This window comes from Nonomuraea sp. B12E4 (assembly GCF_039871825.1).
In the GTDB taxonomy this organism is placed as follows: domain Bacteria; phylum Actinomycetota; class Actinomycetes; order Streptosporangiales; family Streptosporangiaceae; genus Nonomuraea.
Map to the genome: position 1 here is coordinate 251,414 of NZ_JBDPME010000007.1, position 20,578 is coordinate 271,991.

Genomic DNA, 20,578 nt, shown 5'->3' on the forward strand with positions numbered 1-20,578 from the left:
GCCAGATTGGCGGGCCAGGGGGATGAGTCCGCGCCCCCGGCAGCGTACGATCGTGGCTGAAAAGAGGCACTCGCTAGAAAAGGGCGTTTCATGTCGCAACTCGGAGTTCCCGAACTTCTGATCATCCTCTTGGCGCTCGTTCTGCTGTTCGGTGCGAAGAAGCTGCCCGACATGGCTCGGGGCATCGGCAGGTCGCTGCGCATCTTCAAGTCGGAGACCGCCAAGCTTCGCGAGGATGATGACGACGACGACAGGGCCACGCACACCGTCCAGACGCAGGCGCAGCCTCCGGCGCAGCCGCAGCCGCAGCCCGTGCAGCCGCAGCCGATCAACGCCGCTCCGGCTCCGGCGCCCGCGCTGTCGGCCGAGGAGCAGGCCCGCCGGCTGGAGGAGGAGGCCGCCAGGCTGCGCGCCAGCGCCGCCGCCCAGGCCGACAAGCGCGTCTGACCCCCCGTCCCTCCTCCTCACCTGGACCGCTTAGATGGCGCTGCTGAAACGGTCGAGCCAAGCCGCACCTGACCCCGAGGGCCGCATGCCCCTCATGGAGCATCTGCGTGAGCTGCGCAACCGGCTGCTCATCGCGGTGGCCGCCGTGGTCGTGGGCATCATCGTGGGCTGGATCGTCTTCGATCCGGTGTGGGCGTTCCTCAAGGCACCCTTCTGCGAGACGCCGCAGGCCATGCAGTTGCGTCCCGGGGAGTGCACGCTCACCTACGGCGGCATCTTCCAGGGCTTCTTCCTGACGCTGAAGGTCTCGGCGATGGTCGGCGTGGTGATCTCCTCGCCGGTCTGGCTCTACCAGATCTGGGCGTTCGTCACGCCCGCTCTTTACCGCAACGAGAAGCGTTACTCGATCGCCTTCCTCGGGCTGGCGGTCCCGCTGTTCGTGGGCGGCGCCCTGCTGGCCTACTTCATCATGGACACCAGCCTGGCGATCCTGCTGGGGTTCGCGCCGAGCGACGCCGTGGCCACGATCCAGATCGACGAGTATCTCAGCTATGTGCTGATCATGCTCGTGATCTTCGGCGTCTCGTTCGAGCTGCCGCTGCTGCTGGTCTTCCTGAACATCATCGGCGTGCTGTCCCACGCCACGGTGAAGAAGCACCGCCGCACGGTCATCTTCATCATGTTCGTCTTCGGCGCGGTCATCACGCCCGGTGGCGACCCGTTGACGATGATGGCCCTGGCCATGCCGATGATCGTGCTCTACTTCCTGGCCGAGTTCTTCATGTTCATGCGCGAGAGGCGATCGCCCGCGACGGAGGACTTCTCCCACCTGTCCGATGACGAGGCTTCGCCGCTGGCCGAGGACCCGCCGCTGCCCGAGGACACCACGCCGCTCGACGACGACTCCGATCCCGCGCGCCCCGGGGAGGATTCCGGTTCCAGCCGTTAGGCGATAAGTTCCGGGCGTGTCCCCTCAACTCGCCCTGCTGGTCAATCCCGCCGCCCGCGGCGGCCGTACGCTGCGCCTGCTCGAACCCGTGGCGCGCCGGCTGCGCGCGGGAGGCGCCGAGCTGTCGGTGATCGTCGGCGACGATCCCGCCGACGCCCTCGAACGTGCCTGCACCGCCGTGTCCGAGCGCCCCGACGCGCTCGTGGCCTTCGGCGGCGACGGGCTGGTCCACCTGGCGGCGCAGGCCGTGGCGGGCACCGACGTGCCGCTCGGCATCATCCCCGCCGGGACCGGCAACGACATCGCCGGCGCGCTGGGCGTGCCGTGCAAGGATCCCGTCGCGGCGGCCCGCACCGTGCTGCGCATGAAGTCGCGCACCGTGGACGCCGCCCGCGTCCGGGCCGGGAGCACCGACGAGGTGTTCGCCGGAGTGATGTGCTGCGGGTTCGACTCGCGGGTCAACGAGCGCGCCAACCGGCGCACCTGGCCGCCGGGGATGGCCCGCTACCTGGTGGCGACGGTGGAGGAGCTGCGCTCGTTCCGGCCCATCCCGTTCCGGGTCACCTTCGACGACGCCGAGGTGGTCGAGCGGGAGGTCATGCTGGTGGCCGTGGCCAACACCGGCTCGTACGGGGCGGGCATGCGGGTGAGCCCGCACTCCCGGCCGGACGACGGCCTGCTGGACGTGGTGATGGTGGACGCGCTGTCCAGGTCCGAGTTCCTGCGGGTGTTCCCCAGCGTCTACCGGGGGCGGCACGTGGGGCACCGGGCCGTGACGGTGCGGCGGGCCCGCAGCGTGCGCCTGGAGACGGTTCCGGAGCATGAGGCGGTGGCCTACGCTGACGGCGAACGAGTGGGCCCGGTGCCGCTGCACGCCGAGGTGATGCCCGGGGCGCTGCACGTCATCGTCTGAAGTCTACATTGTAAAGGCGCCGGGCCGGGATTGAGGTCCGGATGCTGGAATGGGCGGACGGACCGGAATGGCGATTTCGGTAGGCTGGCGGTTATGACAACGCCAGCGGAACGCTACGCGGCCTTCCGTCAGAAGCACGCAGACGACGGGGCCGCACTGAGATCGTTCCGAGGTCACTACGACTTCGCGCTGGACGACTTCCAGCTTGACGCCTGCCGCGCCCTGGAAGCCGGAGACGGGGTGCTGGTGGCGGCGCCCACCGGGTCGGGCAAGACGGTCGTCGGCGAGTTCGCCGTGCACCTCGCCCTGGAGCAGGGCCGCAAGTGCTTCTACACCACCCCCATCAAGGCGCTGTCCAACCAGAAGTACAACGACCTGGTCAAGCGCTACGGCACCGCCAAGGTCGGCCTGCTGACCGGCGACAACAGCGTCAACGGCGAGGCCCCCATCGTGGTCATGACCACCGAGGTGCTGCGCAACATGCTCTATGCCGGCTCGGCCACGCTGGCCGGGCTCGGGTTCGCCGTCATGGACGAGGTCCACTACCTGGCCGACCGCTTCCGCGGCGCGGTCTGGGAAGAGGTGATCATCCACCTGCCGGAGTCGGTCCGGCTGGTGGCGCTGTCGGCGACCGTGAGCAACGCCGAGGAGTTCGGCGAGTGGCTGGGCGAGGTGCGCGGCGACACCACGGTGATCGTCGACGAGCACCGCCCGGTGCCGTTGTGGCAGCACATGATGGTCGGCCACCGCATCTACGACATCTTCGTGACCGACGACCTGACGCCGCGCATCAACCCCACGCTGATGCGGGTGACGCGCGACGCCGAGCGGCTGGTGAGCGGGCGCGGCCGGCGCGGCTACGGCCGGCCGCAGCGTTCCCGGCCGCCGGACCGGGTGCAGGTGATCGAGAAGCTCGACGCCGAGGGGCTGCTGCCGGCGATCACATTCATCTTCTCCCGCGCCGGCTGCGACGCGGCCGTCCAGCAGTGCCTGTATGCCGGCATCCGCCTCACCACCGACCGCGAGCGCCACGAGATCAGGCAGCTCGTGGACGAGCGCACCGCGCATCTGCCCGACGAGGACCTGGCGGTGCTGGGCTACCTGGAGTGGCGCGACTGCCTGGAGCGCGGGCTGGCGGCCCACCACGCGGGCATGCTGCCGGCCTTCAAGGAGGTCGTGGAGGAGCTGTTCACCCGCGGGCTGGTCAAGGCCGTGTTCGCGACGGAGACGCTCGCCCTGGGCATCAACATGCCGGCCCGCAGCGTGGTGATCGAGAAGCTCGACAAGTGGAACGGCGAGACCCACGCCGACCTGACCCCCGGCGAGTACACCCAGCTCACCGGGCGGGCCGGGCGGCGCGGCATCGACATCGAGGGCCACGCCGTGGTGCTGTGGCAGCCGGGCATGGACCCGCTGTCGGTGGCGGGGCTGGCCGGCACCCGTACCTACCCGCTGCGTTCCAGCTTCCAGCCCTCCTACAACATGGCGGTCAACCTGGTCGGCCAGTTCGGCCGTGAGCGCGCCAGGGCGCTGCTGGAGGAGTCGTTCGCGCAGTTCCAGGCCGACCGGGCGGTGGTCGGGCTGGCCAAGCAGCTCCGCAAGCACGAGGAGGCCCTGGAGGGTTACCAGGAGGCCATGACGTGCCATCTGGGGGACTTCACCGAATACGCCGCGCTGCGCCGCCGCCTGTCCGACCGCGAGGCGGAGCTGGCCAAGCAGCGCGGGGCGGCGCGCCGGGCCGCCGCCGTGCGGTCGCTGGAGGCGCTGCAGCCGGGCGACGTGATCCGGGTGCCCGGCGGGCGCCGGGCGGGCCTGGCGATCGTGCTGGACCCCGGCCGCAACCCGCGCGGCCACGGCCCGAGCCCGCTCGTGCTGACGATCGGCAAGCAGGTCAAGAAGCTCGACCCGGCCGACTTCCCGGTGCCGGTCGAGCCGCTGGAGAAGCTGCGCATCCCGAAGAACTTCAACGGCCGCTCGCCGAAGGAACGCGCCAATCTCGTCTCCACGCTGCTGGCCAAGATGGGCGACCGCGACCTGGGCAAGCCGGCCAGGGCGCGCGACCACGCGGTGGAGGACGAGGAGGTCAACGAGCTGCGCCGGTTCATCCGCCAGCATCCGTGCCACGGCTGCGACGAGCGGGAGGACCACGCCCGCTGGGCCGAGCGCTACTACAAGCTGCTCCGCGAGACCGAGGGGCTGCGCCGCCGCGTCGAGGGCCGCTCGCACGTCATCTCCCGCACGTTCGACCGCATCTGCTCGGTGCTGGAGCAGCTCGGCTATCTGGACGGCGAGACGGTCACCGACGAGGGCCGCCGGCTCGGCCGCCTCTACACCGAGCTCGACCTGCTGACCGCCGAGTGCCTGCGGGGCGGGCTGTGGGAGGAGCTCGACCCGGCCGAGCTGGCGGCGTGCGTGTCGGCGCTGGTGTTCGAGTCGCGGGCGTCCGACGACACGCGCCGGCCCAAGATCCCGGCCGGGCGGACGCAGGACGCGCTGACGGCCATGATGCGGCTGTGGGGGGAGCTGGAGGGCATCGAGTCCGACCACGGCCTGTCCACGATCAGGGAGCCGGACCTGGGGTTCGCCTGGGCGGCGTTCCGCTGGACGAAGGGGCACAGCCTGGACGCCGTGCTCATGGAGGGCATCAACGGCAACGAGCTGGCGGCCGGTGACTTCGTCCGGTGGATCAAGCAGCTCATGGACCTGCTGGGTCAGCTCGGCAACGCGGCGCCGCCGGGCAGCAAGATCAAGCAGACGGCGGTGAAGGCCATGGACGCGATGCGCCGGGGCGTGGTGGCCTACTCGTCGCTCGCCTGAGCGGGGCGGGCCGCCTGGTCATGCTCGGTTCTCGGCGCGGATGCCGTAGGCCGGCATGGCCAGGCCCACGATGCCCATCGCGGCGCTCGCGGCGGTCGGCGTGCCGCCGTCCAGAAACCTGTGCAGCAGGCCGAAGTCGGCCTTGAAGACGAAGCGGGCGATGAGGCCGCCGAAGCCCTGGATCATGAACAGGATGCCGAAGAATGCCATGTCTCGATGGTCTCCGGCGGGATGCCGGGCGGCAACCGGCCAAAGTATCCGCCGACATACACCAAGAAAGCGGTCGGCAGAAGCATTCTTGACGCTTACCAGACCTTAACCAATCGTTTTACTCCGTGCACAGGGCGAGCTGACCGGCGTGCCGAAAAGCCTTTCCCTGCTGGATTCACCGGTCAAGTCTCTTTGAAATCGAAGAATATCGCGTGCTTTGTTGCAATTCGGATGCTAGCGTCCGATTTGTGCGCTGTCAGCCAACGGGGGAGGACACATGGCTAGCACGCAACTGTCTCGGATCGGCTTCAAGCAGGGACGGGGAGGCTGCCGAAGGCGTCGCCGTTGTTGTCGCTGCTGCTGCTGCCGTGGGGGGTGGTGGTGGTAAGTCAGCCACACGAGAGCCGGCGGCCCGGCCGCCGGCTCTCCCTGAACGTCCCGGGTCCCGAACTCGCGCCGGCGGTCACGCTCCGCCGCACCTTCCGCGAGTTCTGGCCGGACACCCGGGGGCTGCGGCTGCTGTTCGGGGCCGGGGTGGTCTTCGCCGTCCTGGCCGCGCTGTGTGAGGTCGCCGCGATCCGCCTGTTCGGCCACATCACCGATGAGGTGCTGGCCACCAGGAACCTGGAGGCGTTCTGGATTCCCGCGTTCAGCTGGCTCGGGCTCGCCGCGATCGCCGGCCTGGCCTCCTTCGCCGGCGCGTACGTCACCGCGCTCGGCGGCGAACGCTTCCTGCTGGTCCTGCGGGACCGCGTGTTCGCCCACCTGCAGACGCTCGCGCCGGACTTCTCCGAGAAGCGGCGGCTGGGCGACCTGATGGCCCGCCTGACCGACGACATCGAGGCCATCGAGGAGCTCGTCGGCTCCGGGCTGGTCAAGGCCATCACCACCGCCGCCAGCGTGGTCTTCTTCGCCGGGGCGGCCTTCTTCATCCGCTGGGACCTCGCGCTCATCACGATGGCGCTGATCCCGGCGTTCCTGGTGGTGTCGAAGCTGTTCGCCGGCCGGTTCAGGACGGCCGCGGCGCGCGAGCGGGCGAGCAACGGCGCCATGAACAGCGTCCTGGAGGAGGGGCTGGCCAACCAGCCGCTGGTGCAGGCCTACAACCGGCAGGGGGCCGAGTCGCGGCGGTTGCACCGGGAGGGCCGCGGATGGCTGCGGGCCAACATGGCCCAGGCGTGGCTGTCGGGCCTGTACGGTCCAGCCGTCCAGGTCATCGAGACCATCTGCCTGATCATCATCCTCGGGGTCGGCGCGTGGGAGATCGCCGCCGGCCGGTTGACGCTCGGCGGGCTGCTGGCCTTCGCCGCGTACCTGGCCCTGCTCTACCCCGCCGTACAGGGTCTGGGCGAGCTGGCCCTGACCGCGTCCGAGGCGGGCGCCGGATCCGACCGGGTCATCGAGATCCTGCGGGCCAGGCCCGTCGTCACCGACGCCCCCGGCGCCGTCACCGCGGGGACGGGCGGCGGCCGGGTGCGGTTCGACGGGGTCGGGTTCTCCTATCCGGGGCGGTCGCGGGCGGCGCTGCGTGACCTGTCGTTCACCGCCGAACCCGGCGAGGTCGTCGTCTTCACCGGGCCGAGCGGCGTGGGCAAGTCGACGCTGGCCAAGCTGCTGCTGCGCTTCTACGATCCGGACGCCGGGCGGATCCTGCTGGACGACGTGGACCTGCGGGACATGACGCGGGAGTCGCTGCGCGAACGCGTCACCATCCTGCACCAGGAGACGCTGCTGTTCTCCGGGTCCGTACGCGAGAACATCGCCTACGGCCGCCCGGACGCCTCCTTCGACGAGATCGTCAGGGCGGCGGAGGCGGCCGGGGTGCACGGCTTCGCCACACAACTGCCCCAGGGGTACGACACGCCGGTGGGGCAGCGCGGCCGGCTGCTGTCCGGCGGGCAGCGGCAGCGCGTCGCGATCGCCAGGGCCATCCTGCGTGACGCGCCGGTGCTGGTGCTCGACGAGCCCATGACAGGGCTGGACGAGGCCACCGCCCGGCAGGTCATGGGGCCGTTGCGGCGGCTCATGGCCGGGCGTACGACGCTGATGATCACGCACGATCTGCGGCACGTGCCGGAGGGGGCGCGCACGATCGTGCTGGAGACGCCGGCGCGGACCGAGCGGGTGCCGCTGAAGCGCTGCGGCGTGTCCGCCCGCCCGCCCCGCCTGTCCACCCCGCCCTGACCGGCCTCCAGAGGCGGCACCCACCCTCCGGGGGCGCCCCGCCTCCAGACCGGCCCCCTCCAGGGGCCGCGATCCGCACGCCCGAACCGGGACGGCGGCCGCGGCCGGCACCCGCCCTCAACCGGGGCGGGTGCCGCTGTTGGGGGTGTATGTCATGACATGTTCTCGATAGAATCGGAGAGCTCTCTCCGCTTGGCGCCGGCGTTGTCAGGTAAGGCAGGTTGCATGTCATGGGGGATGATCACACCTCGGCCCGGCCGCTGCGCGCCGATGCCCGGCGCAACCGCGAGCAGGTCCTGCGGATCGCCCAGGAGGCCCTGGCCAGCGACGGCCTGACCATCTCCTTCGACGAGATCGCCCGCCGGGCCGGGTTCGGGGTCGGCACCGTCTACCGGCACTTCCCGACCAAGGAGGCGCTGTTCGAGGCGGTGCTGCTGGGCCGGATCGAGCGGTTCGTGGCCGACGCCCGCGCCAAGGCCACCGCCGAGGACGCGGGCGAGGCGTTCTTCGGCTGGTTCGCCGGGGTGGTCGAGCAGGCCTCGGCCAATCAGGCGCTCTGCGACATGCTGGACAGCGGCTCCGGGATGGGGTTCCGGCCGGGCTCCACTTTGGAGGCCGACTTCGTCCAGGCCCTCGGCCGGCTGCTGGCGCGGGCGCAGCGGGCCGGCTCGGTGCGCCGCGACCTGAGCCAGCAGGACGTGTACGACCTGCTGCGCGGCTGCCTGACGGCCGAGCGGCGGGCGCGCGCCAGGGGGGCGGGCGGCCGGATGGCGCAGGTGATCTGCGACGGGATGCGGCCGCGGTGAGGGGATGACCACGGGCGCGGTGGCGGGGTGACGGGCACGAGGTGGAGCGCGGTGACGGGTGGGATCAGGCGAGGGTGAAGCGGACCTCGCGGGTGGCCGGGTCGGCCTGGGCCAGGCGTACGGTGACCTGCTCCCCGAGCGGGAGGTCGCCGTCGCAGCGGGCGATCACGGCCGGGTCGGCGAGCTGCACCTGCCCGCCCCCGTGGTGCCCGTCCACGTCGATCACGACCGCCGCGAACGCCTGCCCGATCCTTTCCCGCAGCAGGAACGCCTCCACCAGGTCCACCCCCGCCCGCTCCACCGCCTTCTCCCGCCGCCCGGTCACCGACATGATGTCCGGCAGGCCCGCCAGCCCGGCCCGCACGTCGGAGGGGACCGGCTCGCCGGCCGCGACCGCCAGGCACACCTCCGTCGCGTAGCGGTCGACCAGCCGTCGCAGCGGAGCGGTGACGTGCGTGTACGGGGCCGCCACCGCGGAATGCTCGGCCAGCCGGGGCGGCGCGCCGTCGAAGGCCACGTATCCGGCGCCGCGCAGCAGCACCTTCGACTCGTGCAGGAACGCCGCCTGCTGCGGGTTCTTCGCGTCCAGGTCGTGCACCACCGCGCCGTAACCGGCCCCGTCGGGCCACGGCACGTCCAGCGCCGCCGCCACCCTGCGCACCTTCGCCAGGGCGTCGGCGTGCGGGCGGGGCAGCACCCGCAGCACGCCGATCTCGGCGTCGAGCATCATCGCGGCCGCGGCCATGCCGGCCAGCAGCGAGATCTGCGCGTTCCACGCCTCGGCGGGCAGCGGCAGCCGGAACTCCAGCCGGTAGCCGCCGTCGCCGGTGGGCACCACCTCCTGCTCGGGCGTGGGCAGGGTGACGCCGCCGCGCTCGCGTTCGAGGGCCAGCCGCAGCTCGCCGATCTCGGCCAGCAGGCCCAGGACGCCGTCGGCGGTGCCGGTGTCGACGGCCGCCTGGACGTAGGCGTAGTCGAGGCGCTCGCGGCTGCGTACGAGGCCGCGCTGCACGTCGGCGCCGACCGTGCGGCCCTCGGCGTCGAGATCGACACGCCACACCGCGGCCGGCCGCAGCGCGCCGGGCAGCAGGCTGGCCGCGCCCTCCGACAGCACCCGGGGGTGCAGCGGGACCGTGTCCGCCGGCAGGTAGACGGTCGCGCCCCTGGCGCGGGCCTCGGCGTCGATCACGCCGCCGGGGCGTACGAACGCGCCGACGTCGGCGACGGCGTACCAGACGCGGTAGCCGGCGCGCAGCCGCTCCAGGTGCACGGCCTGGTCGAGGTCCATCGAGCCGGGCGGGTCGATGGACACGAACGGCACGTCCGTCAGGTCCCTGGCGTCGAGCTTGGGCACCCGCGCCACCCACGCGGCCTCGTCGAGCACGGCGCGTGGGAAGTCACCGGGGAGCCGGAACTCCCGCCTGATCCGGGCGAACCCGTCATCGAGCTTGAGGGGTATCTCATCGGGAACCTGAATCCTGGGCACGCCTGACAACCTACCGGCGCGGTCAATCAGGTGAGTTGGCCGTCCAGGCCGGTGATCCGCAGCAGCCGCCGCATGCGCGGCGGCACGCCCGCGATCCGCATCGGGGTGCGCTGGCGCAGGGCGTGCTTGTGTACGGAGATCAGGATGCCGAGGCCGGCCGCGTCGATGAAGGACAGCCGGCTCACCTCGACGACCAGGGTGGCCGGGGTGTGCCGGGCTCGCCCGGCTTCCTGCAGCAGGTCGAGCAGGTGGCCGCGGAGGAGCTCGGTGGTGGCGATGTCGAGCTCTCCGGCCACCCGGACGGTCAGGGTTCCCTCGTGGCGGGTGGTGGTCAGGTGCAGTGGATCCATGCTCCGGTTCCGCGCTGAGTCAGCTGGGTCATGGGCCGGGAAGATATCGATGATGACGCGAACCGGCCCCTGCCGTGGGCACCAGATGTCGCGCCCGTGTCACTTTGAGCGACTGTGTGCTTCCGTAATGGAGTGTACAGGGCTGCGGGGTCGCGTTCCGGCGTGAGCAGGTTGTTCGGTAGACAGGAAGATTACTCGAGAAAACATTTCCGATTTCGAGTTTGAAGAAATCACACCCAGGGCGGGGTTTTCGGACAGAAATGCGTGCGGACTGTGAGTTGACGGGCTTGCGCGGGTGGTCGGAAATGTATGCCCGGTGAGGTGGTCGGGGGCGGAAAAGCGGTGGACAGCGGGCCATGCGGGCGCCGGGAGCGGAAGGCGGCGCCGCGCGGGACGGCCCGGGGCGGGGTCGGTGGTGATGCGGCGGAGTTGGAGTGGTTTTTGCCATTGTTCGGGCGGCGGGGGATTTCGCCGGGCGCTGTCGTCGCGCGGGCCGGCGGCGGTGGAACTCTCCCGCGGTCGCTGATTCTGTGCTTGCCCGGGGCCGGGGTGTGCGCCCTGGGCGGGGTGCGTTCGAAAAGGGGGTCCTGGCGGTTACTTTCGGTGGCGGCGACGGGCTTTTTTACAGAAATATGCGGATTCGCGGGGGGAGATCACACTACGCTGCTAGCGCCCATCAGGAACGCAGGGGAGAAGCAGCGCATCGTGTGGATCGCAGTCACAGTCGCAGTGCTGGCCGCCGCCGTCGCCGGCGCGGCGATCCGGTGGCTCCGCCGCCGCCCGGCCGCGGCGGAGGCGGAGCAGGACCGGGACACCGGCCCGGCACCCGGGACGGACGGCGTGCAGGGCTGGGCGCTCCGGCTCACGCCCGAGGCGGGGGCCGCGTTCATGGAGGGCCTGCGGGCCTGGTCAGGCGGCGGGGACTCGCTGCCGGCCGGCGCGGAACGGGGGGTGCTCACGACGTACGACCCGCCGCGGCTGATCTCGCTCTACCTGCTCGCGGACGCCTTCGCGGCCCGGGGAGAGGCCGCGCTGCACGATCCCGAGGGCACGGTCGCGGCGCTGGTGGAGCGCCTGGCCGGGGCCGAGCGGCCCGGTGTGCTGCACCTGCGCGGTGACTGGCTGGACGGCGAGGTGGACGGCATGGACAGCACGCGCTTCGCCGCCGCCGTGCGCGAGATCCTGTACGCGGAGGGCGAGTGGGCGGGCGATGCCGGCCTTGGAGCGTCGCACGTGACCATCGCCGGCGTGCGACCGGCGGCCGAAGCCGCCACGATGATGCTGGACCTGGCCCGGGTGCTCGACCGCTACCGGGAGGCCCGCGACGGGCGCCCGGACGCCTCCGCCGAGGCGCTGCTGCGCGAGGTCGCACCGGCGCTGGTGAAGGCCGGCGGCCCCGGCCTGACCTGGACGAAGCCGCCCACGGAGGAGGAGCTGAAGGCCGTGGTGGCGGGCTCGCTCCAGCCGGGCTGACCCCGGGGTTCAGCGGAATCCGGCGTGGAACCCCGGGCGTTTACGTTTACGGCCGGGGAGCTGACGTGTTGTGCTCCGAGCGGCCCTGCCGCCAGTAGTCCATGAAGGCCACCGCGCGCCGTTCCTGGCCCGCCGGCCGACCTCGACCGTGCCGCGCCCGTCCACCGGAAGGACGTCGTCCTCGCCGGGCACCTCCATCAGCGCGTGGCCCGTCAGGCCCGGCCGGGAGGCGTTCGAGGACGGCGCAGATCGCCGGCCTCATCACTCAGAGTCACTGCATTGCTGCATAAATCGGGATATGTGCAGGTCAAATGGCGGCCGCACAGCGGGAAATCGGGGTCGTGATGAAAGTTTCACGTTCGATTGACAGCGGGAAAGCGCTTACCTATGTTGGCGCTGTTCGCTCACACGTATGGCGATCACATATGTGAACGAGTGCTCGCTGGGGGGACACCACGTCGCAGGCCCGCACAGGGCCCGCCTGGGCCAGCAAGGAGCTTGAATCGTGCGACTCAGAATCAACGGCAGAACGGCTGCGATCATCGGGGGCGTCATCGCCCTGTCGGCCACGGCGGTGGCCGGTGTCTCCGCGGCCCAGGCCGCCGCACCGGCGCCGGGCAACTATTCCGTGGTCAACAACGGCAGCGGCCTGTGCCTGACCGTACCGGGATCCAGCTCGTCCGACGGCGTCCAGCTCACGCAGTCCGGCTGTGGCGGTGCCGCGCAGACCTGGACCCTGTCGGCCAGCGGCGGCTACACGCTCAGGGCGGCCCACAGCGGCAAGTGCGCCGGCGTGCGGGACGCGAGCACCTCCGCGGGCAAGGCCGTGCAGCAGGAGAGCTGCACCGGCGCGTCGTCGCAGAACTGGACGGTCTCCGAGTCGGGCGCCACCGTCAGGTTCGTCAACTCCAACGGTGGCAAGTGCCTCAACATCGCGGACAACTCGACCTCGTCGGGCGCCCTGGTGCAGCAGAACTCCTGTGACTCGGTGGCCACCAAGCAGTGGCGGCTCGTCCCCGCCGGCGGCGGCCCCGGCCCGACCCCGACCGTGACGCCCACCGTGACCCCCACCGTCACGCCGCCTCCCGGCGGCAACCCCACCGGCCTGGTCGGCTGGGCCACGCAGGGCGGCGGCACCACCGGCGGCGGCAACGCCTCCCCGGTGACCGTCACCAGCGCCTCCGCGCTGACCAGCGCCCTGTCCTCCAGCGGCGCCTCGGTGATCCGGGTGTCCGGCAACATCTCCTGCTCCGGCATGCTCCGCGTGGCATCCAACAAGAGCGTGCTGGGCAACTCGGGCGCGACCCTCACCGGCTGCGGGCTCAACATCTCCGAGGCCTCCAACGTGATCGTCCGCAACCTCACCTTCCGCAACTGGAACGACGACGCCATCAACGTCCAGTACTCCACCCGGGTGTTCATCGACCACAACACCTTCAGCAACGGCAATGACGGCGCCGTGGACGTCAAGCGGGCCAGCGACTACGTCACGATCTCCTGGAACAGGGTCTTCGACCACGACAAGACCATGCTGCTCGGGCACGACGACGGCAACGCCAGCGAGGACCGCGGGCACCTGCGGGTGAGCTACCACCACAACTGGTTCGACGGCACCGGCCAGCGGCACCCGCGCGTCCGGTTCGGCAACCCGGTGCACGTCTTCAACAACTTCTACGGCGGCGTCACCAGTTACGGTGTGGCCTCCACGGAAGGCGCGGGCGTGCTGGTCGAGGGCAACTACTTCGAGAACACCGAGGACCCGTACCACCTCGGCGAGGGTGACTCCGGCCCCGGCACCCTGGTCGCGCGCAGCAACCACTTCGTCAACTCCGGCAGCGGTCAGACCGGCGGCAGCGTCGCCTCCATCCCCTACTCCTACCGGCTCGACACCGCCTCCAGCGTCAAGTCCATCGTGACGGCGGGCGCGGGCGCGGGACGGATCTCCGTCTGATCCACGACCTCCGGCAGGGCGCCGGGCGGTTCTCCGCCCGATCGCGACCCGACACGGCCCCCCTGGCGGCAGCCAGGGGGGTCGTGTCGTGCGGCGGGTGAGCTGCCGGTGGGCGCGCGTCCCGCCGGTGACCGGTTTCGCGTGCCCGCGGTGCCGGCGTTCACCCTGGTGAGCCCGTGATCGCCTGATAAAGTGTTCGAGTTTCGCCGGTGCTGGTGGGAGGTGCGGGAATGCTTCGGCGGATCCGCCGGCGCCGCGTGGATTTCCGCGTGCCGAAGCGCGCCCCTCGCCGCACATCCTGCCCCCGGTCCCGGTCCCTCCCGGCCGGGACAACATCATCGTCGAGCAGAGCCACGACAGGCGCAGGCCCGTGCCTGCGCGAGTAAGGAGCGCCTACTTGTCCCCCCTGATCCTCTCCGCCGCGGGCGTCGCCCTGGTGCTCGACCGCTCCGGCCCCGGGCTGCCCCGGGTCCGCCACTTCGGCGCCGACATCGGTCCCGCCGACGTGATCGAGCTGCTGCCCGTGCTGGAGTCCGTGGCCGCGGTGCCGCGGCTGGTGCCCGCGCAGGCCGACGCCTGGTACGGCAGGCCGGGCCTGTCGGGCAGCAGGGCGGGCGAGCACTGGCCGGTTCGGTGGAACCTGGAGGACCTCGTCGTGAAGGCGACCCCCGGCTCCGGCGGCACGGTCACCGTCACCTCCTCCGACCCCGAGGCGGGGCTGGAGCTGGTCAGCGAGGTGGCCATGGACGCGCGCGGCCTGGTGACGATGCGGCACACGCTGCTCAACGTCGCCGCGACGCCCTACCGGCTGGCCGGGCTGACGTGCGCGATCCCGGTGCCGGCGCGGGCCGGCGAGCTGCTGGACTTCACCGGCCGGTGGTCGCTGGAGAAGGTGCCGCAGCGCAGGGTGTTCGAGCACGGCGTGTGGTCCAGGGAGAATCGGCGGGGCCGCACCGGGCACGACGGCACCGGGCTGCTGGTGGCGGGCACCGAGGGGTTCGGCTTCCGTACCGGCGAGGTGTGGGCGGTGCACACCGCCTGGAGCGGCGACCACCTGCACTACGCCGAGCGGCTGCACGAGGGCACGGCGCTGCTGGCCGGGGGCGAGCTGCTCGAACCAGGCGAGATCACCCTGGAGCAGGGGGAGACGTACCAGACGCCGACGGTGTACTTCACCTGGTCGGGCAGCGGGCTCGACGAGGCGAGCGGCCGGCTGCACGACCACCTGCGCGAGACCCGCCCGCTGCCGGAGCGGCCCGTCACGCTGAACAACTGGGAGGCCACCTACTTCGACCACAGCCTGGACCGGCTGCTCGGCCTGGCCGGCCGGGCGGCCGAGGCCGGGATCGAGCGGTTCGTGCTGGACGACGGCTGGTTCCGGCACCGCCGCGACGACCGGGCCGGGCTCGGCGACTGGTACGTCGACGAGGACGTCTGGCCGCAGGGCCTGCACCCGCTGGCCGACCGGGTGCGCGAGCTGGGCATGCAGTTCGGCCTGTGGTTCGAGCCGGAGATGGTCAACCCGGACTCCGACCTGGCCCGCGAGCACCCGTCCTGGATCCTCGGCCTGCCCGAGCGCATGCCGCCGCCGCAGCGCCACCAGCAGGTGCTCGACCTGGCCCGGCCCGAGACCTACGACTACGTGCTGGGACGGCTGGACGCGCTGGTCACCGAGTACGGGCTGGACTACATCAAGTGGGACCACAACCGTGACATCGCCGAGCCCGTGCACGCCGGCGTGCCCGGCGTGCACGCCCAGACCCTGGCCACCTACCGGCTGCTGGACGAGCTGCACCGCCGCCACCCCCGGCTGGAGATCGAGTCGTGCTCGTCGGGCGGCGCGCGCGTCGACTACGGCGTGCTGGCCCGCACCGAGCGGGTGTGGACCTCCGACACCAACGACGCCCTCGACCGGCAGGCGATCCAGCGCTGGACCGGCCTCCTGGTGCCGCCGGAGCGGATGGGCGCCCACGTGGGCGCGCCGCGCGACCACATCACGGGCCGGATGCTGCCACTGGCCTTCCGCGCCGCGACCGCGATGTTCGGGCACATGGGCGTGGAGTGGGACCTGACCTCGGCGAGCCAGGCCGAGCTGGAGGAGCTGGCCTCCTGGATCGCGCTGCACAAGCGGTACAGGCCGCTGCTGCACGCGGGCCGGGTGGTGCGCGCCGACCACCCCGACCCGACGGCGCTGCTGCACGGGGTGGTGCTGCCGGAGCGCGCGCTGTTCGCGTTCGTGCAGCTCACCAGCCGGGTCGACTCGGGTCCCGCGCCGCTGCGGCTGCCCGGGCTGGATCCGGCCGCCGAATACGTGGTGCAGCAGGTGGGTCCGCTGCCCCCGAACGCGGCGGTGCCCGGGTGGGGCGACGAGCCGATCCGGCTGCCCGGCGCCGCGCTGGCCGAGCTGGGCCTGCCGGCGCCGGCGCTGCGGCCCGCGTCCGTGGTGCTGATCGAGCTCGAGCGGGGCTAGCCGAGATCCAGCTCGGAGCCGCCGAACCGGTCGCGCAGGAACCGCCCCTGGTCGCGCAGCGCCTGCTCGTCGCCCCGGTGGATGGCCTCGGCGACCTGGCGGAGCTGGGCGTCCAGCAGCGCGAGCTGGGCGAGCAGCTCCTCGTGCGCGCTGCGCTCGCGCCCCTTGCCGCGGGTGAGGGCGTAGCCGCGCGGCAGGTTCGCGTACGCCTGCAGGCTGGCGGGCAGGTACTGGCGGATCGTCTGCGACACCACGTGGAGCTGGTCGGGGGAGGAGGTGAGCTGCTCGGCCCGGTCGAGCACGCCCCTGAGCACCTCGGCCAGCGCGTCCACGGCCGCGTGCGCGTCGCCGGGGAACCGCCCGGCGACGCGCTGCAGCAGACCGTCCAGGTCGGCGCGCAGCGCCCGGGTTTCGATCTCGGCGTTGGAGATCGTCAGACGGATGCGGTCGGGCGGGGCGAGCAGCGCGCCCGCCCCGTACAGGGCGACCACGACCAGCGGCCAGAACGTGCCCGCCAGCCCCAGGAAGTGGGCCAGCAGGCCGAGCAGCGCCAGGCAGGACCCGACGATGTTCCTGGTCGAGCCCAGGTAGCGCAGCACCCGCTCACTGATAGCCACGGATCTCCTTGAACGCGCTGCTCAGCGACGTGGACCGGGCGTCGAACACGGCGCCGCCGGTCAGCTCGGCGACCTTGCGCATCTCCTCGACGTCGCTCTCGCCGAACAGCACCACGAACGCGGGCGCCCGCCGGTCCTGCGGCAGCGCCCGGTAGTAGGCCTCGAAGGCGGCGTAGTCGGAGCCGTCGGTGTTCTCGCCGTCGGTCATGAGCACGACCGAGACGTAGTGGCCGGGCGCGGGCGGCAGGTCGTAGGCGGCGCGCAGGCTGTCGTAGATCGCGGTGCCGCCGGCCGCGTCGAGCCCCTCGGCGAACCGCTTGATGTCGGCCAGTACGGGCGCCGGGTCGCGCTCGGGCACGGTGAACGGGACCGGCTGCTCCGGCGCGCCGCTGAACGGGACCATGGTGACGGTCTCGCGGTTGCTGAAGCGGGTGAACACGCCGGAGGCCGAGCCGTCGGCGCCGGTCAGGGCGGTCAGGGCCTGCCGCAGCGACGAGATGCGCTCGCCCCCCATCGAGCCGGAGGTGTCCAGCACGAACCTGGCCTCGGCCGGGACCCGCACCCGGTTGAGGTAGGTGGAGATCAGCTCATCGGCGGTGCTGCGCCGGTTGGGGAAGGGCAGCTCGATCAACTGGTGAGCGCCGAAGCGGGCGTCGGGGGTGACGCCGGGCACGATCGGCCGCCGGTGGGTGCCCGCCATGATCTCCTTCTGCACGGCGGGGGTGCGCAGCCAGGTGGCGAGCTTGTCGTACAGGGCCTTCTTGGCGTCCGGGGCGGAGGCGAGCAGCGTGAGCGGGTAGTCGGCGCTGACCACGCCGTCGCCCGGGTAGATGAGCGTGAGCGGGTCGCGCACGCCCAGCAGGACCGACTCGTAGTTCACCAGGCCGTCCACCCGCTGGTCCCGGGCGTAGGCGTCGGCCAGCCAGCCCGAGGAGCCGGCCGTCAGCCGCTGCGCCGAGAAGAAGTCCTTCAGCCGCGGGGTCACCGCCGCCACCTGCTCCGCGGTGAGCGCGCCGTCCGCGTCCGCGAGCGCCGCGGCCACGCCCACCAGCGCGGAGAAGCCGGAGTTGGAGGAGGCCGGGTTGGTCATGCCGAAGCTGAAGCGCCCGTCCTTGGCGGCCTGCGCGATGTCGGCCCAGGTGACCTGCTTGCCGTCCCAGCCGAGCTCGCTCGCCTTGGCGGGCTTCAGCCCCAGCACCACCGGCGAGACCATGATCTTGGTCTGGGTGGACAGCCGGCTCGCGGAGCCGTCGATCAGGGACAGGTAGCGGTTGGAGGAGAACCAGGTCGCGTCCACGCCGCCGTCGGCGCGGCCGGTCGCGACCTGCTCGGCGCCGTCGAGCGTGCCGGTGTAGGTGAGCCGCACCTTGACGCCGGCCTCGGTCTCCGCGCGGCGCAGCAGCGGCTCGAGGTCCTTGATCTCGCTGCCCGCCAGCACCCGCAGCACGTCGGGGCCGTCGGCGGGCGCCTCGCCGGAGTCGGCGCCGGTGCCGCAGCCTGCCAGCAGCAGTGCGGGCGTCAGCAGGACGGCCGTCAGCGTTCTGTTGAGGGCTCGTCTCATGAGGAGCTCTCCTGGGCACGCTCCAGGTACGTCCGCGCGTGCCCCAGCTCCGCCGACAGGCTGTCCACGGTGACCGCCATGTTCTCCACGGCCTTGGCGCGGAAGGTGTCGATGAGATCCATCGTGGCGTAGACGTTGTCGAAGGCCTTGCGCAGTGTGTCCAGGTCCACGGTGGTGGCGGCCGCCTGGTTCTGGATCGCTCCCGCCTGCGTGCGCAGCATCTCACTGGTGGCCAGGATCAGGTCGCCGGTGGTGGCGTTGAGCGCGGTGATCTGGTCGAGCACCAGCTTCTGGTTCGCCAGCGCCTGCGCCACCGTCACCGCCGTGCGCAGCGCCGCCACCGTGGTCGTGGTGGCGCGGTCCACGCCCTTGCTGAGCTCCAGGTTGTTCTTGCGGACCAGGTCGAGCGCCAGGTAGCCCTGGGCCGAGACGGCGAGCTGGGTGAGCAGGTCCTGGTGGCGCTGGCGCACGGCGAACAGGGCGTCGGAGCGCAGCGCCGTGGCCCGCTCCTCGTCGGTCTCCGCGATGCGGTCCTCCAGGGCGGCGTCCATGGCCTGGGCCATGACCGCGTACTCCTGCAGCCGGATCATCGTCTCCCACAGGCGGGCCTTCTCGCCCTCGATGGCGGCGTTGTCGCGCAGCAGCTCGTCCTGGCCGGACCTCAGCGCGCGGATGATGTCGTCGATGTGCTTCTGCGCGGAGTGGTACTTGGCGAAATAGTCGCGCAGCCGGTCGCCGAACGGGATGAGGCCCAGCAGCTTGCGGGTCCCGCTCGCGGCCTGTTTCGGGTCCAGGTCCACGACGGTACGGCGCAGCGCGACGAGCTCCTTCCCGACCCTGGCCTGGGCGTCCGCGCCCTCGCCCCGGGCCGCGTCCAGCGCGGCGACCGGTCGTTTCAGCATGCGGTTGGCGGCCTGGGAGGCGGATCTGATCTCGGTGTCACCCATCGAGGCGATGTCGTGCACCTTGCGGGAGAAGTCCGGGGAACGCGGGTCGAGCCCGCTCAGCTCGCCGGCGAAGTCGCGCGCCTTGGCGGTCAGCTCGGCGGCGCGCTCGCCGTCGATCGGCAACATGGTGGCCGCCGTCTCGGCCGGCACCGGGGACACCGGCTCGGGCGGCGTGAGCACCAGATCGGACACGTGCGGGATCTCCTCTTCGGAGTCAGGGACGGGCGGAGTCGATGGTGGTGATGAGCCGGTCGAGCCGGGCGTAGGCGGGCGGCTCGACGACGTTCACCAGGGAGGCCGCCGCCGGCGCCCTGGTCTTGGCGGCCAGGTCGGCGAACGCCTTGGGGTCGGTGGTGCGGAACCCGTACGCGGCGGCCAGGGCCTGCAGCTCCGGGTCCTTCGTGAGCAGCTCGCCGACGCGGTCGCCGGCCCCCTTTAGCGGGACCAGGGTGTGCTTGCTCAGCACGGTCGGCGAGGGGTAGACCAGCCGCATGTCCGGCTTGATCGCGCCGTCGCCGGCGAAGACGTGCGCCAGATACTGGGCCTCGTAGACGACCAGCATCGGCGTCTTGCCCGCGCCGAGCGCCAGGTAGTCCTCGAACGACCCCTCGCTGGAGGACTCGGCGAAGCCCTGGTCGAGCACGGCGGGCGCGAGCATCGGGGCGATCTTGGCGATCTGGGCGTCGGAGGTGGGCACGTCGTCGCCGTTGGCGACGTAGCCGATCGCCGCCAGGTACATGGCGGCGGAGTTCGAGGTACGGATGTCGGTGGTGGTGAGCAGCACCCGCTTGCGAGCCTGATAATCCGAATTATCCGGAAGTTGGTCCCAACGAGTGCCTTTAGCCACTATGTCCAGATATTTCTTTATGTCCAGTGTTTGGTAGCCTTTGCCGGAATCGCTCAGCAGCCCGGCCTTGGTCAGCAGGGCCGCGATCGGCTCGAACGTGGCCACCGCCATCGGCGAGTAGAACGGCGAGTACGTGGTCGTCGCCCCCCGGTCACTCTTGATCTGCTCGGCCGCCGGAACGCTGGAGGGAAAGGCGAAGGCGTAGCGGTTCAGGTCCACGTCGGTCACGATCTGCCGCGACCCGGCGGTGTCCACCTCGACCCGCAGCCCGTGCTCGGCGAACGCCGCCTTGACACGGGAATCGTCGAAGAACGGCTTCTTCTCCGACCCGATGACCCCCCTCACCAGGGTCATCTGCGGCTTGTCCGGCTCCCGGTTCCCCAGGAAGATCGCCGCCACCGCCACCCCGGCGAGAATCACGGCCAGAATGACGCCGACCCGCCGCTTCATCGGACTCCGTTTCCTGAATAAACCCCCATGGCTGGAATTATGGAATGACGCTTGCCGGAATCGCGCGGGCGGAAAGCCGACCGTACGGCAGAATTCACGC

Annotated in this window: 16 protein-coding genes; 9 read left to right on the top strand and 7 right to left on the bottom strand. The window is 71.5% G+C overall.

All coding sequences use genetic code 11. The features are described from left to right. Positions 1 to 90: 90 nt before the first annotated feature. The 4 genes from tatA (at position 91) to ABGB18_RS18970 (ending at position 5,126) form a co-directional block, all read left to right on the top strand. Positions 91 to 447: a Sec-independent protein translocase subunit TatA gene (gene tatA / locus ABGB18_RS18955; RefSeq protein ID WP_347696837.1), complete on the top strand. Its 357-nt coding sequence runs from the start codon at positions 91 to 93 to the stop codon at positions 445 to 447. Between the two features lie 94 nt (positions 448 to 541). After that, entirely contained in the window at positions 542 to 1,396 is an 855-nt protein-coding gene (gene tatC / locus ABGB18_RS18960) for a twin-arginine translocase subunit TatC (protein ID WP_347696838.1), read from the top strand. A 16-nt stretch (positions 1,397 to 1,412) separates the two neighbouring features. Continuing rightward, complete coding sequence (locus tag ABGB18_RS18965) at positions 1,413 to 2,309, top strand: YegS/Rv2252/BmrU family lipid kinase (RefSeq protein WP_347696839.1); 897 nt, start codon at positions 1,413 to 1,415, stop codon at positions 2,307 to 2,309. A 93-nt stretch (positions 2,310 to 2,402) separates the two neighbouring features. Beyond that, positions 2,403 to 5,126 carry a DEAD/DEAH box helicase gene (locus ABGB18_RS18970; protein WP_347696840.1) on the top strand — a complete coding sequence of 908 codons (2,724 nt, stop codon included), beginning with the start codon at positions 2,403 to 2,405 and terminating at the stop codon, positions 5,124 to 5,126. Between the two features lie 18 nt (positions 5,127 to 5,144). On the opposite strand, the gene ABGB18_RS18975 is transcribed toward ABGB18_RS18970, so the two are convergent. Beyond that, the gene (locus ABGB18_RS18975; protein WP_347696841.1) at positions 5,145 to 5,336 is read right to left on the bottom strand and encodes a hypothetical protein; all 192 of its coding nucleotides are present in this window, start codon (positions 5,334 to 5,336) and stop codon (positions 5,145 to 5,147) included. Between the two features lie 345 nt (positions 5,337 to 5,681). Here ABGB18_RS18975 and ABGB18_RS18980 point away from each other — a divergent pair, with 345 nt between their 5' ends. Then, positions 5,682 to 7,520, top strand: coding sequence for an ABC transporter ATP-binding protein (locus tag ABGB18_RS18980; protein WP_347696842.1), 1,839 nt, complete (start codon positions 5,682 to 5,684; stop codon positions 7,518 to 7,520). Between the two features lie 230 nt (positions 7,521 to 7,750). After that, positions 7,751 to 8,326, top strand: a complete 576-nt coding sequence (locus ABGB18_RS18985) for a helix-turn-helix domain-containing protein (protein ID WP_347696843.1) — start codon at positions 7,751 to 7,753, stop codon at positions 8,324 to 8,326. 64 nt (positions 8,327 to 8,390) lie between these two features. On the opposite strand, the gene ABGB18_RS18990 is transcribed toward ABGB18_RS18985, so the two are convergent. Beyond that, positions 8,391 to 9,812 (bottom strand): RNB domain-containing ribonuclease, encoded by a 1,422-nt coding sequence (locus ABGB18_RS18990; protein WP_347696844.1) that lies wholly within the window; start codon positions 9,810 to 9,812, stop codon positions 8,391 to 8,393. A 26-nt stretch (positions 9,813 to 9,838) separates the two neighbouring features. Continuing rightward, a complete protein-coding gene (locus ABGB18_RS18995) occupies positions 9,839 to 10,162 on the bottom strand; it encodes an STAS domain-containing protein (RefSeq protein WP_347696845.1) in 324 nt (107 codons plus the stop codon). A 705-nt stretch (positions 10,163 to 10,867) separates the two neighbouring features. Between ABGB18_RS18995 and ABGB18_RS19000 the strand changes: the two genes are divergently transcribed. The 3 genes from ABGB18_RS19000 (at position 10,868) to ABGB18_RS19010 (ending at position 16,056) form a co-directional block, all read left to right on the top strand. Next, entirely contained in the window at positions 10,868 to 11,635 is a 768-nt protein-coding gene (locus tag ABGB18_RS19000) for a hypothetical protein (RefSeq protein WP_347696846.1), read from the top strand. Positions 11,636 to 12,140: 505 nt separating this feature from the next. Next, the gene (locus ABGB18_RS19005; RefSeq protein ID WP_347696847.1) at positions 12,141 to 13,586 is read left to right on the top strand and encodes an RICIN domain-containing protein; all 1,446 of its coding nucleotides are present in this window, start codon (positions 12,141 to 12,143) and stop codon (positions 13,584 to 13,586) included. A gap of 397 nt (positions 13,587 to 13,983) precedes the next feature. Beyond that, positions 13,984 to 16,056 carry an alpha-galactosidase gene (locus tag ABGB18_RS19010; protein ID WP_347696848.1) on the top strand — a complete coding sequence of 691 codons (2,073 nt, stop codon included), beginning with the start codon at positions 13,984 to 13,986 and terminating at the stop codon, positions 16,054 to 16,056. On the opposite strand, the gene ABGB18_RS19015 is transcribed toward ABGB18_RS19010, so the two are convergent. Genes ABGB18_RS19015 through ABGB18_RS19030 form a run of 4 tightly spaced genes read right to left on the bottom strand, consistent with a single transcriptional unit; the run spans position 16,053 to position 20,478 of the window. Further along, on the bottom strand, positions 16,053 to 16,673 hold the full coding sequence (locus ABGB18_RS19015) for a hypothetical protein (RefSeq protein ID WP_347696849.1): 621 nt from the start codon (positions 16,671 to 16,673) through the stop codon (positions 16,053 to 16,055). The two genes, ABGB18_RS19010 and ABGB18_RS19015, sit on opposite strands and share 4 nt — an antisense overlap. After that, a complete protein-coding gene (locus ABGB18_RS19020; protein WP_347696850.1) occupies positions 16,660 to 18,234 on the bottom strand; it encodes a VWA domain-containing protein in 1,575 nt (524 codons plus the stop codon). The genes ABGB18_RS19015 and ABGB18_RS19020 overlap by 14 nt, the downstream gene beginning before the upstream one ends. Continuing rightward, entirely contained in the window at positions 18,231 to 19,373 is a 1,143-nt protein-coding gene (locus ABGB18_RS19025) for a toxic anion resistance protein (RefSeq protein ID WP_347696851.1), read from the bottom strand. The genes ABGB18_RS19020 and ABGB18_RS19025 overlap by 4 nt, the downstream gene beginning before the upstream one ends. A 22-nt stretch (positions 19,374 to 19,395) precedes the next feature. Then, positions 19,396 to 20,478 carry a hypothetical protein gene (locus ABGB18_RS19030; protein ID WP_347696852.1) on the bottom strand — a complete coding sequence of 361 codons (1,083 nt, stop codon included), beginning with the start codon at positions 20,476 to 20,478 and terminating at the stop codon, positions 19,396 to 19,398. Between the last annotated feature and the right edge of the window lie 100 nt (positions 20,479 to 20,578).